This is a genomic window from Gilvirhabdus luticola, from assembly GCF_040117515.1.
GTDB classification, from domain to species: Bacteria; Bacteroidota; Bacteroidia; order Flavobacteriales; family Flavobacteriaceae; genus Gilvirhabdus; species Gilvirhabdus luticola.
The window spans coordinates 59,423-74,979 of the sequence record NZ_JBEEEN010000005.1 but is presented as its reverse complement, the minus strand read 5'-3'; the positions used below and the strand labels follow the sequence as shown (position 1 = coordinate 74,979).

The window sequence follows — 15,557 nt, the reverse complement described above, 5'->3', positions numbered from 1 at the left end:
ACAAGTTTTATGAAAAAGAAAGTCTTCATTTTTATAATAACGGTTATTGTTGTGATTATTGCATATAATTATGTGTATCAGGATCACAGAAATATTCAAAAAGAAAAGGCTGAATTTGTAGTTTCTGCCACAGAAATTTCTAATGAATACTCAAATAATTCCGAAGAAGCATCCAGCAAGTACTTAAATAAAACCATTGAGATATCTGGACAAATCACCAAATTGAATGAAAATGATATTGTATTGGATTCTAAAATATTTTGCCAATTTGTTTCTACTATAAACAGTAAAGTTCAAGAAGGCGATATGGTTAAAATAAAAGGTCGCTGTATTGGGTTTGATGATTTATTAGGTGAACTTAAACTTGATCAATGTTCTATTATTGAATGAAATTTTATGCTATGAAAAAATTGAAATTTATTCTTCTAATTGTTTTTTGTTGTCCTTTAGTCATTTTTTCTCAAGAGGATTTGCTTCGAGAAATTGACACAGATTCTGTTACCGATAATTATGCTTCGGCCGTATTTAAAAGTTTAAAGATTGTCAATTTTGAATCTACTAAACTTGTAGCTAAAAAAGAGTTTATGTTTGTTGTAGCACACCGATTTGGTAGTTTGGAAAATGGGCTTGATACTTTTTTTGGTCTTGACGATGCTGTGACAAGATTAAATTTTATTTATGGAATTTCCGATGGGTTTAATATAAGTATTTCGAGAAGCTCTTACCAAAAAATTTATGAGAGTGCTCTTAAGTACAGACTGGTTCAGCAAAAAGAAGGAGGTTTCCCTTTTACTATTGTAGGGTATAATTCTTTAATGATTAATACTGCATTAGAGAAAGATAATTTACCGAAATTAGAATTTGAAGATCGTATAAGTTATGCTACGCAATTGTTGATTTCACATAAAGTAAATACAAATTTTTCTTTTGAAATTGCTCCAACTTTATTCCATGACAACTATGTCATGCTAGATTCTCAAGACAATACCCAGTTTGCACTTGGTTTAGGAGGAAGACATAAGCTTGGCAAACGATGGTCCATAAATGCCGATTATGGTATTCATATGAATAGAGCTAGCGATTCTCCTTTTAAGAACCCATTGTCTATTGGTGTAGATTTAGAAACCGGAGGACACGTGTTTCAAATGCATTTTACCAATGCACAACCTATGAACGTGAATGGGTTTTTAGGACAAGCAACTGGAGATTGGGGAGAAGGCGATATTTATTTCGGATTTAATTTAACTAGGATATTTTAAAGTTCGATTTTTGCATTATGAGTTTTTAAAATTTCAAGATGATCATCAATCTTAAATTTTGAAGCTTTAAATTTATTAGATCTTTTTTTAGATTGTTTTTGTCTGACTATACTTCTTGAAAATCTACGAATACTTTGCTCTGTATTTAAAATAAGACCTGGAACAGGTACATTTTTTCCTGATTCACCTTTTGCCACCATTGTAAAGTATGACGAATTACAATGTTTTATTTCACTTGTTTGAATGTTTTCAGATTCTACTCTAACACCAACAACCATCGAAGTTCTACCAGTATAGTTAACAGAGGCCTTAAGTGTTACAAGGTCGCCAACATCAATAGGATTTAGAAAATCTACTCTATTAACTGAAGCTGTTACACAATAATGTCTGGAGTGTTTTGAAGCGCAAGCAAATGCAATTTGATCCATTAAACCTAAAATATATCCACCATGAATTTTACCACTAAAATTAGAATGTGATGGTAACATTAATTCGGTAATGGTTATTTGTGAGTCTTCTATGTTTTTATACATACAATAGCTTTAAAATACAATATCAATTATTAAGTTCAGAACGTTTCAAAATATTTTCAGGAAGTGATTTTTTAGCTTTAGCACCTAGCTTTTTAAGTTTTTCAACACTTTTAATAAGATTACCTTTACCTTCAACTAGTTTATTCATAGCAGAAGAATAATCTGTTTTTGCAGAATCTAATTTTTTACCAATTCCTGTTAAATCACTAACTAAACCCTCAAATTTATCATACAATGCTCCAGCTTGTCTGGCAATTTCAATAGCGTTTTGCTGTTGTTTTTCATTATTCCACATGGTATCTATAGTTCGAAGTGTGGCCAATAATGTTGAAGGGGTTACAATAACAATATTTTTCTCAAAGGCTTTATTATATAATGTATTGTCTTCATTAATAGCTATAGCAAAAGCAGGTTCTATAGGAATGAACATCAACACAAAGTCAGGCGATTCTATATCGTATAAATCTTCATATTTTTTATCAGATAATTGGTCTACATGCTTTTTAATTGAATTGACATGAGATTTTAAGAATTGTGGTCTATCGTCTTCGTCAGCATTTACAAAACGTTCATAATCTGTTAAAGACACCTTACTGTCAATGATCATGCGTTTGTTATCAGGTAAATGTAAGACCACATCTGGCATGACTCTAGAACCATTTTGATTTGTAAAACTTTGCTGAACAAAATATTCACGATCTTTTTCCAAACCAGATTTTTCCAAAACACGCTCAAGAACCAATTCGCCCCAATTTCCTTGCATTTTGCTATCGCCTTTCAGAGCTTTGGTAAGATTTGTAGCTTCTTTAGTCATTTGAAGGTTCAAATCTTTTAAGCCTAAAAGTTGTTCCTTTAGAGCCGAATGCATGCTGATACTTTCCTTTTGGGATTTCTCAACCTTGTCTTCAAAAGTTTTAATTTTCTCTTGTAAAGGATTTAGAATTTGCTTTATGTTTTCTTTATTTTGAAGAGTAAATTTTTCTGATTTTTCATCCAAAATCTTATTTGCCAAATTTTCAAATTCCTTTGTGAACTTTTCTTGAAGTTTTTCTACTTCACTTTTCTGTTCTTGAAGCTTTGTCTGTAGATTTTCAAATTCTGAATTGCGTCTAACTAATTCAGAGTTGAGTAAGTCTTTTTCTTTTCTTATCGATTCACGCTCAAGTTCTATCTTATTCTGGTTTTCTTTTAATTCTGCAATGTTTTGATTAAGTAAATTTTGACGCTCTTCTAAAGCACTTTGATTGCTTTTACCTTTTAACTTAGCAATAGTAAACCCAATATAAACACCAATGCCACCAGAAATAAGAATTGCAATTATAAGAGTTAGGTTATCGTTCATTTTAAATGTAGAAGTTTACCCAAAGATAAATTTTTTAGCTGGAAAAGATATAAATGTTGATAAGTTATATGCTACTTCTTTAAAGTCTTTATGTCACTGATGAGCCTGTTTATGTCGTTATCATCAGTGCCGTCATAAATACCTCTTATCTGTTTTTGTTTATCTACCAAAATAAAGTTTGGAGTATGAATAAAATCCTGAAGCTCACCATCGCCTTGGTCTACCACCGCAAAATAACTTTTTCTAGCTAATTGATAGATATGCTTTTTATCTCCAGTAGTTACATTCCATTTTGAATCAATAACTCCTTTTTCATCAGCGTATTGTCGTAATACTGGAATGCTGTCAATATTTGGAGTTACAGACATTGATAAAAACATGATATCAGAATCATTTATAAATTTATCTTGTAATAGTTTCATATTATCCGTCATCACCGGGCAGATGGTAGGACAACGCGTAAAAAAGAAATCGGTTACATAGATTTTATTTTTGTACACTTCTTGCGTGATTGTATCGCCATTTTGATTGATTAATGTGAAATTAGAAACCGTATGATTATGGTTTTTATTTTGAAGAGTTTCATCAACCAATACAGGATTAAAGTCTACAGGGTTATAAATAGGTAAGGATTTGTTATTATTTTTTTGACAACCAATACATAAAATAATGGTCAAGGCTAACAACAAAGATTTACTAAATATATTGAACATAAAAACTATTTGCGTTGACTAAAATAATCTTTAATTTCTGAAATTTCAACTCTATCGCTAATTGTATTTTCCGTTTGTTTCATCAGAGTTTGAAAATACAATGTCATTTTTTCATGGTTTCCAATTTGTTTAGCTGTAATAGCTGCTCCATAAAGGCTGTTAAATCTGTTAGGATGCTTTTTTAAGCAAAATTCATATGCTTCTAAAGCCTCTTTTGGTTTATTAAGTCGTATGTATAAATCACCAAGAAGCTCATCTGCAGGCAATACTTCACATGGTGTTACGGCATGCTTCGATGTATTATTTTCCAATGCTGAAGCTTTTAGCATACGTTTAAAGGCTTTTTCATCATTTCCTTTAGCTAATTCAATCCAAGCTTGTGCAGCATTTATTTGTATAAGAACTTGACCAGACTTATAATCATCATTTTGTTTTATTAGTTTTTGATAAAGCGATTCTAAAATTTTCAATTCACTTTCGGCAGATACGACATCACCTATACGTGAAAATCCCAATGACCTTCCAAAATGAAGAATAGCCTCTTGCCAAGGGAATACTTCCCAGTTTATTTTAATATCAGGTAATTGAAGTTGTGAAGCCTGAATCCAATTTTTATTTTCCAATGCTATGCGCGTAGGAATAGCAGCTGCACTATATGCAATTTTGAAATTAGCTGGAAAAACATCATCAAATGTTTTTAAATAGTCATATTGTTCTTTCGCTTTTGTATTATTGCCAATTTGTAAATAAGCGTAAACTAGATAGTCCATTCCATGGAGCTCTTCATCCCAATGCGATTCAGGGTTTATATTTTCTGCGTAGCATAAAGCAGATTCTGTGGAATGTATATTTGATTGGATTGATTCTTTCCAAAGTCCTAATCTTGTAAATATATGAGAAGGCATGTGCTGTGCATGGGCTGAAGCTGGTGCAATTTGTGCATAACGCCTTGCAGTACCCAAAGCCAAATGGGCTAATTCTGGATAATCGTAATTATGAATTATGTAATGTGCAATGCCTGGATGGTTTGGATATTTTACAAATAAATCTTCTAATATTTTCCCTGATTTTTTTTGTTTGGTATACATTTTATCATTTGGGTCCGCCGCTGTTCTTAAAGCTAGAGCATAAAATACGGCTGCTTCAGTATCATTTTTATATTTTTTATAGAGAGCTTCCATTTTCTTTTCATACAACTCTTTTCTGGTTTGTTGGTCAATAGTTTGCCAATCTTTATAAAAAACCCCTATGGCATCTAAATAATCTTTTTCCTTTGCCTCTAGATTAAGTTTGTCGGCAATCTTTATAAGTTTTTCTCCTTTTTCCAAATAACTTAAGTCTGATTGCATCCAGAGTGAATGAAAGATACTCATAGAAACTCCCCAATACGCCATAGCGCAATCAGGATCCATATCAATAACTTTTACAAAAGCTTTTTCGGCTTCAGCATATTCAAAAGAGTGAAGTAATGATATTCCAAGATCAAAGGTCTCTCTAGTGTTATAATCACACGGCAAAGAAAAGCTTACGTCTCCAAATTGTTCCGAATTACAAAGTATAAGTTCTCCTCTCAACAGGTTAATACTAGCTAAATCTGGATTAGGGTTTGAAGATTTATTTTTACAACCTGTTAAACAAACTGTTGTAAATAGTATAATAATAAGCTTCAATGATTTCATAATAAGCATTTTTAAAAGACATTTTTTGACATGCTTTTACTGCTTAAACAAATCCCTTAAAGTCTAGTTTTGAACAAACAAGGTATGAATTATTTGCAGATTATAAACTAAATGTGAAATGAAAATTTTAAACTGTTTTTAAATATCTGTTTGACACAAATTCAAAACTGTAATACATCACTCCTGCAAAAAAGAAATCTCCAATAATTGAATTTCTGAAAAAAGGAATAGCTAGAGTATAACATTCAATTAATCCTGCAAAGTTTTTAGGGTAATGCAATAACCAAACACCAAAATTTGTGATTAGAAAGAAACTTATACTACTAATTAATATAGATTTGATAGAGATCTTTTTTGAAGATATACCAATATATGCAACTAGTATAAAAGCAGCATAAACAAATAAAGTAATATTAGAAAAGCCTAAAAACAAATCTGATAAAAACATCGCAAAAAGCGGAATTGCAAATGCAAATTTTTTATTGGTAAGATAAACACCCGAAAACAAGGCAATTGCTGTAATTGGGGTCACATTTGGCAAATGAGGAATTAACCTAAAAAGTACAGCAATAACAATAAACAAAATAATTACTAATTGTTTTTTATTTAATAAAGAACTCATAATATTCAATTTTTTCTTACCCCAAAAGTAATATATATAGTTTTAACATTAAAAAATAAAAATAGATATTTACATTTGCAAAGAATATTGGTTTGATTCAGGTTTAATTTGAATCAATTAAAAGGGAATCTGGTGCGAAAATTAATTTCAAGGCCAGAACTGTTCCCGCAACTGTAAGCTATCAAGCTTCATGTTAAACTTCAAGTCACTGGAAATTTTATTTCTGGGAAGACCAACATGAAGACGCAAGTCAGGAGACCTGCCAAATTCAAAAGTTATAAGTCAAACTTTCGGGATAAAAGTTTACGTATGATGATCCATGCGATTCTCGAGCAATTTTTATTTAAATGAAAAATAAGGCAACAATTTTTGGAATGCTTTTTAGCATATCAATTTGTGGATTTACGCAGCAACATGCAGATTCAACCAAAGTACAAGAATTGGAAGAAGTAGTTATTACTGATTCTAAATTCAACTTAAAACGTGAAAATTCTGGTAAGGTGATTACCAAGATTACCCAAAAAGAATTACAAAACCTTCAAGGAAAAACCATTTCGGAAATAATCAACACCACTGCAGGAGTTGAAATTAATGGAACAAAAAGTAGTGCATCGCAAAACTTGAATTACTATGTACGAGGAGGTAGAAATCGTCAGTTATTAATACTTATTGATGGAGTGGCATTAACAGACCCTTCTCAAATAGCCAACGACTACGATTTAAGGTTGATTAACCCAGATCAGGTTGAAAGCATTGAAATTCAAAAAGGAGCTTCAAGTACGTTATATGGTTCTGGAGCTGCAACAGCTGTTATAAATATTAAACTAAAAGAAGCATCAAAAGATAAAATTTCTGCTAATTTTAGAAGTACTTTCGGGACAAATGCATCTCAAGATGATGATGGTTTTTCAATTAACGATTTTAGAAATAATGTTTCAGTTAATGGTTCATTGAATACGTTTAATTATTTGGCGAGTTTTGGTAATCAATATACTGATGGCCTTTCTGTAATTTCAGATGGTACTGAAAAAGATGTTTATAATGCTATTTATGGAAATTTTAAACTTGGCTTTAAAGCTTCAAATACATTTAAATTAACAACTTATGGAAATTTTGAAAAGTTTAAGGCCGATTTTGATAATGCTTTTTCTATGATAGATTCAGATGATCTTTCTATATCAAATCAGTATAGACTTGGTTTGTCTTCAGAATATAAATATAACAAAGGAAACATTACTCTAAATGCCGCCTATAATAATATTGAACGTTATGTTCAATCTAGTTTTCCAACGCAGTTTTTTGCTGAAAGCTTTATAGGTGATATTTTCAACAGAAATAATTTTAATGATAAATTTTATACAGTTCTTGGTGTTAACATTCAGCAAAGCTCAATGGAAAGTTTTACAATACCATTTGGTAGTACAGATTTAGAGCAAAGTATAAATCCAGATGTTGCAGAATTTTCAATTGTTGATCCTTATATCAATGCCGTTTATATTTCAGAATCTGGTTTTAATGTAAATGCTGGAACACGATTAAATAATCATAGTGAGTATGGTAGTCACTTGGTTTATAGTGTAAATCCATCGTACAGAAAAGAAGTTGGTTTTGGCTCTATAAAAGGATTAGCAAGTTATAGTACTGCTTATATTACACCTTCGTTGTACCAATTGTTTGAACCTACTTATGGCAATGCAGATTTGCAGCCAGAGGAAAATACTACTTTAGAAATAGGAGCTGAAATTGGTATTTCAGACAAAGGGAATTTTAGTTTGGTCTATTTTAACCGAAATGAGAAGAACTTTATTGATTTTGTAGATTTAGGAGGTTTTGTTTTTCAGTATACCAATGTAGATAAAGAATTTACAGCAAGTGGTATTGAGTTTGTAGCGAATTACAAACTTTCAGAAAAGATTGGTTTGAATGCTAATGCTACTTTTACCAAAGTTGACAAGGATTTAAATTTGAGAATTCCAGAGTTGAAGGTCAATGCACAAATAGATTATCAAGTTTGTGACGCTACTTTTTTAAGTATGTCTTACCAGTTTAATGACGATCGGAAAGATTCTGTTTTTAATAGTTCAACATTTATGAATGATGAAGTTACATTAAAAAGTTATAGCCTATTGGATTTTTATGTGAGTCATAACATCATTAAAAATAAAATGAAGGTATTTGCAAACATCACCAATATTTTTAATGAAGATTATCAAGAGCTTTATGGATTTACAACCGAAGGAAGGAATTTCAGTTTAGGGTTTAATTTGAACCTATAAAATAAAGCCGCTTTTTTAGCGGCTTTTTTTATTCATTGAATAATAATCTTTTGATCATTCCCGGAGGAACATCTTTCTCACTTAACATTCTGAATTTAGAATCGTTTTCATTTATAAATTCATATAAGAAAGAATCATTATCCTTTTGGTTAACTGCTCTTCCAGAACCAGCAATAGTTGCAATGGCTTCAGCTAAAAGAGGCTCGGTTTCATCACCTAAAACACCCAAATTATTGAAACGTTCACGTTTTTCTATATCTGGTGACAGACCATCAATAAAATCTGTATTGCCTTGAATGTTCGAATATTTAAAAGTCAAGGGTTGTAATGCATAAGTATGATTTGGGTTTACATTATCTCTTGTGAAATCTGGAGAATCATAAAGTGTAAAGGATCCTTGGTATTTTCCTCTTGTGTTTGTACCAATCTGAACCACGTTTATAAATGGGTTTAAAGAATTAATTACAAACTCACTGGCAGAAGCACTACTTCCTGTAGTTAGAACATATACTTTATTGAGGTTTAAACTATTAAGAGCCATGTCATTTTCACTACTTATAAACCTATCGTTCAAAAATTCTGGGTCATCATTTTCAATGGCTGCTTGTATTTCACTATTATATTGATCAGTATTCATTACATCTCCTGTAAATTGTCCAGTAATGAGGCTTGCCATTAAAATTGCTTTACTTGTAAAACCTCCTGGATTATATCTTAAATCAAGTATTAAGTCAGTAATTCCAGCACTTTTAAATGTTCCAAAAACGTTATTCAACTCTGTTGAACTTCCATTAAAAGCATTAAACATTAAATAACCAACATTGTTTCCGTTAACATTAATAACTCTATTAATATGAATAGGATTTTCAATATGTTCAATGCCAATTAATGAAACACTTTCGGCTGTTTGTATCATGGAGTCATCTGTGTAATCTGTTGGCGTTCCGTTATCATTATAAGTTCCTAAATTTATTGAGTAATTTGCTCCGCTTAAAAGCGAACGAGCATTGTTGATAGTTAACTGGGTACCATCAACACCATAAAAAAGATCGCCTCTCTTTAAACCTTTGTCGTCTGCATCAAGACCAGGAATTACATAGCGTACATAACCATAGAGGTCTGTAGCTTCTGACGAAAATCTAAAAAGACCATAAGCCATACCATTATTAAGGCCTTCGCCATTTAGAAACTGCTCGTTCGCAATGTAATCATCAGTTATCCAGCTAAATTCATCTATAGTTTCACGATTATATATTAAGCTTTCAAATAAGTCTTCTGGAGTAGAAAATAAGTTCAAATAATTGGCATACTCTTCGTCGCTCGAAAAACGATTATTAGCCAAATCCGGTACGTTATCTTTGTACAGATACCAGACATTCATGCCTTTCCAAACAAAATCATTGATCTCACTTGCAAAAATGCCATTATCGTCTCTATCCTCAAAACAACTCACAGATAAAGCAGATATTAAAATAAGTAATATAAAGCGTATAGAATTTTTCATAGGAATTTATTTGTGCAATTTTAGTCTCTTTAACGTTAAAATTACTTACATTATTTTGTAATAAAAATTTTTTGTAACAAAATAGTTTATCATTCGTCGTAATATCAAATAGCATTAAAAGCTACTTAACAACCAAACCAAAAAATGACGCAGACAGAATTTTTAAATATTGTCATGCCTTTTAAAGATAAGATATTTCGTTTAGCAAAACGATTGTTAGTATCTACAGAAGAAGCGGAAGATGCAACGCAAGAGGTTTTAGTAAAACTTTGGAACAATAAGTCGAAGTTTGAAACCTATAAGAATGTGGAAGCGTTTTCTATGACAATGACCAAGAACTTTTGTCTTGACAAATTGAAATCTAAACAAGCACAAAATTTAAAAATTGTGCATAGTAACTATCAGGACAATAATGTGTCTCTGCAAAAGCAAGTTGAATTGAACGATAGTTTAAGTTGGGTTGAACGAATTATTGAAGATTTACCAGAGCAGCAAAAAATGGTCATTCAATTAAGAGATATTGAGCAGTATGATTTTGATGAGATTGCAAAAATGTTGGATATGAATAATACAGCTGTAAGAGTAACGCTTTCAAGGGCAAGAAAAACAATAAGAGAAAAATTAACTAATACACATAGTTATGGTATTAAATAATATAGAAAAATTACTAGAAAAGTACGAGAACGGTGAGACATCGCTAAAAGAAGAGCAACAGTTAAGACACTATTTTTCTCAAGAAACTGTGCCACCGCATTTGGAAATGTACAAACCAATGTTTGAATATTTTTTAGTAAATCAGGAAGAACAGTTTACTAAAGACGTTCCATTAACAACTAAAAGTAACCCAATTTACAAATGGATTTCTGTAGCAGCAGTAGCAGTTCTTATGTTTGGTATTTACTTTCAAATGAGTAATACGCCAAAAACGATTGAAGATTTAAGCCCAAATGAATTAATGGCTTATAATCAAACTGTAGAAGCTTTAGGTTTAGTTTCATCACAGTTATCAAAAGGAACCGAAAACATGTTAGCTCTAAACTTAATGTCTTCGAACTTTAATAAAGGAACTGAAAATATGTCCTATTTGGAAGAATTTTCAAGCACAACAAACAAAATTTTTAACACAAATAATTAGAACAAATTTAAATTAAGAAATCATGAAAAAAGTAGTATTAATAATAGCAATTGCTTTAGCTCCAGTAGTTACCTTCGGTCAAAGTTTATTTGACAAATATGAAGATTTAGACAACGTAACTTCTGTTGTAGTAAATCAAAAAATGTTTAATATGTTAGCTCAAATAGATGTACAAACAGACGATCCTGAAGCTGATGAGTTTATGAGCATGGTAAAAAAATTGAATAATCTTAAAGTATTAACTACAGGAGATGCCAAGGTGTCTGGACAGATGAAAGCTGATGTAGAAAAATATTTAAAAACAGCAAACCTTGAAGAATTAATGCGTATTAAAGATGGGGACCAAACGGTTAAGTTTTATGTAAAAAATGGAAAAGACGAAAATCATGTCAAAGAACTTTTAATGTTTGTCAATGGTTTAAAAGAACTTACACAAGGTCAGGATATTACAATTAATGGAGAAAAGCGTGAAATAGAAACAGTACTTTTATCTTTAACTGGTGATATAGACTTAAGACAAGTATCTAAACTTACCAATAAGATGAATGTACCAGGCGGTAAGCAATTAGAAAAAGCAGGAAAACAGTAATATTTAGTTTTTACCAAATAAAAATGAAAAAAACATCAATCATAAAAACTGTTATGTTAATCATTTTGGTCACAGCATTTGTTAGCTGTGGCCAAAATGCTTCATTGCAAAGCTATTTTGTAGCAAATCAAGAGACACCTAATTTTATCTCTGTAGATCTTCCAGTTAGTTTTGTTAAATTGGATGAGAATACTCTAACAGAAACTCAAAAAGAAGCCTATGAGTCAATGGATAAACTTAATATGCTTGGATATCATTTAACAGAAAACAATCAGGAAGAATATAAAACAGAATTACAGAAAGTTCAAAACATTTTAAAAGATGAAAGATACCAAGAGCTTTTTAGAGCAGGAAACTCTAAAGATGGTAAAGTGGTTGTAAAATATATCGGAACAGATACTACTATAGATGAGCTAATACTCTTTGGTAACATGAATGATCAAGGGTTTGCAATTATTAGAATTTTAGGAGATAATATGGAACCTGCAAAAATCATGTCGCTTTCAGATCAGATTCAGAATATAAATTCCGACGAAAACAGTATTGGCGAATTCATGAATTTTTTTAAATAGATAGTTTTTAGCTATATAAAAAAGGCTTGCATTTGCAAGCCTTTTTTATTCAGAATCTTTATCACTATCCAAGAGATGTTCTCTCTTTCGGAGGACAATATTTACAATTATAGCAATGAAGGCTAAAATCAAAATAGAAGCAATCATAAAATTGTCAAGAATCCCTAAAATTCCAGCAACGCAAAACCCTAGAGATACAAAGACACACAGTAATAATGATTGTTTGTTGCTTAACATAAAATTAAATTCCAGTATAATTACTCGGCGTAATTATTTTTAATTCGCTCTTTATTTCTTCAGAAACATCTAAAGTATCAATAAAATCTGAAATAGATTGTTGGGTAATTTTTTCATTAGTACGAGTCAAACCTTTTAAAGCTTCATAAGGATTTTTATATCCTTCACGACGCAATATAGTTTGAATAGCCTCGGCTACAACTGCCCAATTATTTTCCAGGTCTTCTGTAAATTTACGTTCATTTAAAAGTAGTTTGTTGAGCCCTTTTAAGGTAGATGAAAAGCCAATAAGTGTATGACCAAAAGGTACACCAATATTACGCAAAACTGTACTGTCTGTGAGATCTCGTTGTAATCTTGAAATAGGTAGTTTAGCTGATAAATGCTCAAAAATAGCATTTGCCATTCCTAAATTTCCTTCAGAATTTTCAAAATCTATAGGATTAACTTTATGAGGCATTGCCGAGCTTCCAACTTCTCCTTTTTTAATCTTTTGCTTAAAATAATCCATAGACACATAAGACCAAACATCTTTATCAAGATCCAGTACAATAGTATTGATTCTTTTTAATGCATCAAACAAAGCAGCCATATGATCGTAATGCTCAATTTGGGTCGTGGGGAACGAATGTTGGAGACCTAATTTTTCCTGTACAAAAGTGCTTCCAAAAGCTTTCCAGTCTATGTTTGGATAAGCAACTTTGTGCGCATTAAAATTTCCTGTAGCTCCACCAAATTTGGCTGCGCTTGGTATGTCATTTAATAAGTTAAATTGTTCTTCAAGTCTAACCACAAATACTTCAATCTCTTTACCTAATCGTGTTGGCGAAGCAGGTTGACCATGAGTCCTAGCCAGCATAGGAATTGATGCCCATTCTTTTGAGAGTTCTTGAAGCTTTTCTACCAGAGAAAAATATTCAGGAACATAAACATCATTCATGGCTTCTTTGATACTCAAAGGAATAGCTGTATTGTTAATGTCTTGTGATGTTAAGCCAAAATGTATAAACTCTTTATATTCGGATAAATGTAAATCGTCAAACTTTTCTTTAATAAAATACTCAACAGCTTTAACATCATGATTGGTAACCTTTTCTATGTCTTTTATAGCATTGGCATCTTTGGTTGAAAAGTCTTTATAAATTTTTCTCAAATCCTCAAAGCTACTTTTGTTGATGCCTTTTAATTGAGGTAACGGAATTTCACAAAGCGAAATAAAATATTCAATTTCAACCAGAACCCTATATTCTATAAGAGCCTCTTCAGAAAAATACTTTGATAACTTCTCTACTTTATTTCTATATCTTCCATCAATTGGCGAAATGGCGTTTAGTAAGGACAAAGACATAAATAGTATTGTTTTTTGAAGTTGCAAAGATAATTAATTCGGTAAAGAAAAGAGACTTTAAAATTACTTATATTCGTAGTTAAATTAAATATAATGAAGAAAATTGCGCTGTTAATTACAATCCTTTCAATTCAAAACCTTGTCGCACAATTATACATTAAATCTGAACCTTTTGTGCATACGTATTCTATTGTAGCAAGAGATTCAGTTACAGGTGAAATGGGTGTTGCAGTACAATCTCACTGGTTTAGTGTTGGTAGTATTGTTACATATGGTGAAGCAGGTGTTGGAGTAGTGGCAACACAGTCTTTAGTAAATCAAAGTTATGGACCAAAAGGACTAGCTTTAATGAAGCAAGGATTATCACCGCAAGCTGCATTAGATCTTTTACTAAAAAAAGATGAAGGTGAAATGTACAGACAGGTTGCATTTTTAAACTCAAAAGGTGAAGTAGCTACACATACAGGAGATCTCTGCATTGCAGAAGCTGGTCACAGACAAGGTAAAAACTTTTCTGTTCAGGCTAATATGATGCTTAAAAACACTGTTTGGGATGCTATGGCTAATGCATTTGAAAATACCACTGGAAGTTTAAGCACTCGTATGGTAGCGGCCTTAAAAGCAGCTGAAGGTGAAAAAGGGGATATTAGAGGAAAACAATCTGCAGCAATATTAATAGTAAAAGGTGAAGCTACTGGAAATTCTTGGGAAGATATTGTTATGGATCTTCGTGTTGAAGACCATAAATATCCTTTATACGAGTTGGAGCGTCTTGTAAAAGTTCATGAAGCTTATGATTATATGAACAAAGGTGATTTAGCCATGGAACATGGTGATTCTGCAGAAGCAGAACGTATGTATTTGAAAGCACAAAACTTAATAGACTATAAAATAGAAATGAAGTATTGGTACGCCATCAACTTACTTAATAATAAAGAATACGATAGAGGCCGAACCATTTTAAGATCCATTTTCAGAACAAACAGGAATTGGAAAACGTTAACTTCAAGGTTAGTTAAAAGTAAACTTTTAAACATACCAGATGAAGAATTACAAAAGGTTATGCGCCTTTAATTTTCTTCAATACTTGCTTGGCTCTTGCTTTAAATCCAGCACTTTCATTGGCGTAATCATGTTGTAATATTTGCTTCAATTCTGGATGAACCCAATCGTATTCTTGTCCTAAAAGATAGAGAGTTGTCATAGAGTAGGCTTTTACTGCAACCTTTTGATCGCTTATCATCCAGTCAAAACAAGCTTCAATGATGCGTTCTTTGTGTACAGCTTGCAAATTTTTTTTTATGGTTTTGTTGTGTTTGGAGTCGTATTCTTTAGCTAACATTTCACAAACTTTAGCAACGGGTCTTATGGAAGAATCTAAATAAACTTGTTTTAAATTTTTGGTAAATACATCTAGATAGGGAATTAATCCATAGATATAGTCATTACACACATATTCAAAGACCCAAGCTGCACGAGAAGAAATTGGGTCATTAACCATAAACATGATTTCAATTAGCTTTGGAAACAAACTCATATCGTCTAAAACCATTTTAGCATACTTTAATCGATTTTCACGCGATGCATCTACATAGTTTAAGGTTTCATATAATTGATTTATTGTCATCAGATAATTTTAGTAAATTTAAAATTCTTAAATTATGTAAATGAAAATTATAAAAAAAATAGTCTGGTTTTTATTCGTAGTTTTTATTATTGCTCAATTTTTAGGCTCGGAAAAGTCAAGT

General features: G+C 31.4%; 17 protein-coding genes and 1 riboswitch. Of the genes, 8 read left to right on the top strand and 9 right to left on the bottom strand.

The window, feature by feature from the left end; all coding sequences use genetic code 11:
* The first annotated feature begins 9 nt into the window (after positions 1–9).
* Complete coding sequence (locus AAFP94_RS09695; RefSeq protein WP_316662463.1) at positions 10–390, top strand: OB-fold protein; 381 nt, start codon at positions 10–12, stop codon at positions 388–390.
* Positions 391–401: 11 nt separating this feature from the next.
* Positions 402–1,259, top strand: a complete 858-nt coding sequence (locus AAFP94_RS09690) for a DUF5777 family beta-barrel protein (protein ID WP_316662462.1) — start codon at positions 402–404, stop codon at positions 1,257–1,259.
* On the opposite strand, the gene AAFP94_RS09685 is transcribed toward AAFP94_RS09690, so the two are convergent.
* The 5 genes from AAFP94_RS09685 to AAFP94_RS09665 form a co-directional block, all read right to left on the bottom strand.
* Positions 1,256–1,792 carry an acyl-CoA thioesterase gene (locus tag AAFP94_RS09685; RefSeq protein ID WP_316662460.1) on the bottom strand — a complete coding sequence of 179 codons (537 nt, stop codon included), beginning with the start codon at positions 1,790–1,792 and terminating at the stop codon, positions 1,256–1,258. The two genes, AAFP94_RS09690 and AAFP94_RS09685, sit on opposite strands and share 4 nt — an antisense overlap.
* A 22-nt stretch (positions 1,793–1,814) precedes the next feature.
* Positions 1,815–3,134, bottom strand: a complete 1,320-nt coding sequence (gene rmuC, locus AAFP94_RS09680) for a DNA recombination protein RmuC (protein ID WP_316662459.1) — start codon at positions 3,132–3,134, stop codon at positions 1,815–1,817.
* Between the two features lie 71 nt (positions 3,135–3,205).
* Positions 3,206–3,847 (bottom strand): SCO family protein, encoded by a 642-nt coding sequence (locus AAFP94_RS09675; protein ID WP_316662458.1) that lies wholly within the window; start codon positions 3,845–3,847, stop codon positions 3,206–3,208.
* A gap of 5 nt (positions 3,848–3,852) precedes the next feature.
* A complete protein-coding gene (locus tag AAFP94_RS09670) occupies positions 3,853–5,526 on the bottom strand; it encodes a tetratricopeptide repeat protein (RefSeq protein ID WP_316662457.1) in 1,674 nt (557 codons plus the stop codon).
* A gap of 127 nt (positions 5,527–5,653) precedes the next feature.
* Positions 5,654–6,148 (bottom strand): DUF6580 family putative transport protein, encoded by a 495-nt coding sequence (locus tag AAFP94_RS09665; protein WP_316662456.1) that lies wholly within the window; start codon positions 6,146–6,148, stop codon positions 5,654–5,656.
* A gap of 82 nt (positions 6,149–6,230) precedes the next feature.
* Positions 6,231–6,429, top strand: a riboswitch (cobalamin riboswitch).
* A 66-nt stretch (positions 6,430–6,495) separates the two neighbouring features.
* Here AAFP94_RS09665 and AAFP94_RS09660 point away from each other — a divergent pair.
* Positions 6,496–8,424, top strand: a complete 1,929-nt coding sequence (locus tag AAFP94_RS09660; protein ID WP_316662455.1) for a TonB-dependent receptor plug domain-containing protein — start codon at positions 6,496–6,498, stop codon at positions 8,422–8,424.
* A 28-nt stretch (positions 8,425–8,452) separates the two neighbouring features.
* On the opposite strand, the gene AAFP94_RS09655 is transcribed toward AAFP94_RS09660, so the two are convergent.
* On the bottom strand, positions 8,453–9,928 hold the full coding sequence (locus AAFP94_RS09655) for a S41 family peptidase (RefSeq protein WP_316662454.1): 1,476 nt from the start codon (positions 9,926–9,928) through the stop codon (positions 8,453–8,455).
* A gap of 144 nt (positions 9,929–10,072) precedes the next feature.
* Here AAFP94_RS09655 and AAFP94_RS09650 point away from each other — a divergent pair, with 144 nt between their 5' ends.
* The 4 genes from AAFP94_RS09650 to AAFP94_RS09635 are packed head-to-tail and all read left to right on the top strand — an operon-like array spanning position 10,073 to position 12,224.
* The gene (locus tag AAFP94_RS09650; RefSeq protein WP_316662453.1) at positions 10,073–10,582 is read left to right on the top strand and encodes an RNA polymerase sigma factor; all 510 of its coding nucleotides are present in this window, start codon (positions 10,073–10,075) and stop codon (positions 10,580–10,582) included.
* Positions 10,569–11,063 (top strand): hypothetical protein, encoded by a 495-nt coding sequence (locus tag AAFP94_RS09645; protein ID WP_316662452.1) that lies wholly within the window; start codon positions 10,569–10,571, stop codon positions 11,061–11,063. Before AAFP94_RS09650 ends, AAFP94_RS09645 begins: the two co-directional genes overlap by 14 nt.
* 22 nt (positions 11,064–11,085) lie before the next feature.
* Positions 11,086–11,652: a DUF4252 domain-containing protein gene (locus AAFP94_RS09640; protein WP_316662451.1), complete on the top strand. Its 567-nt coding sequence runs from the start codon at positions 11,086–11,088 to the stop codon at positions 11,650–11,652.
* A gap of 23 nt (positions 11,653–11,675) precedes the next feature.
* A complete protein-coding gene (locus tag AAFP94_RS09635) occupies positions 11,676–12,224 on the top strand; it encodes a DUF4252 domain-containing protein (protein WP_316662450.1) in 549 nt (182 codons plus the stop codon).
* A 45-nt stretch (positions 12,225–12,269) separates the two neighbouring features.
* On the opposite strand, the gene AAFP94_RS09630 is transcribed toward AAFP94_RS09635, so the two are convergent.
* The gene (locus AAFP94_RS09630; protein WP_316662447.1) at positions 12,270–12,461 is read right to left on the bottom strand and encodes a hypothetical protein; all 192 of its coding nucleotides are present in this window, start codon (positions 12,459–12,461) and stop codon (positions 12,270–12,272) included.
* Between the two features lie 4 nt (positions 12,462–12,465).
* Entirely contained in the window at positions 12,466–13,809 is a 1,344-nt protein-coding gene (purB, locus tag AAFP94_RS09625; protein WP_316662446.1) for an adenylosuccinate lyase, read from the bottom strand.
* Positions 13,810–13,902: 93 nt separating this feature from the next.
* Between purB and AAFP94_RS09620 the strand changes: the two genes are divergently transcribed.
* Positions 13,903–14,883, top strand: a complete 981-nt coding sequence (locus AAFP94_RS09620) for a DUF1028 domain-containing protein (RefSeq protein WP_316662445.1) — start codon at positions 13,903–13,905, stop codon at positions 14,881–14,883.
* Here the strand turns inward: AAFP94_RS09620 and AAFP94_RS09615 are convergent.
* On the bottom strand, positions 14,870–15,436 hold the full coding sequence (locus AAFP94_RS09615; RefSeq protein ID WP_316662444.1) for an adenylosuccinate lyase: 567 nt from the start codon (positions 15,434–15,436) through the stop codon (positions 14,870–14,872). The genes AAFP94_RS09620 and AAFP94_RS09615 overlap by 14 nt on opposite strands.
* Between the last annotated feature and the right edge of the window lie 121 nt (positions 15,437–15,557).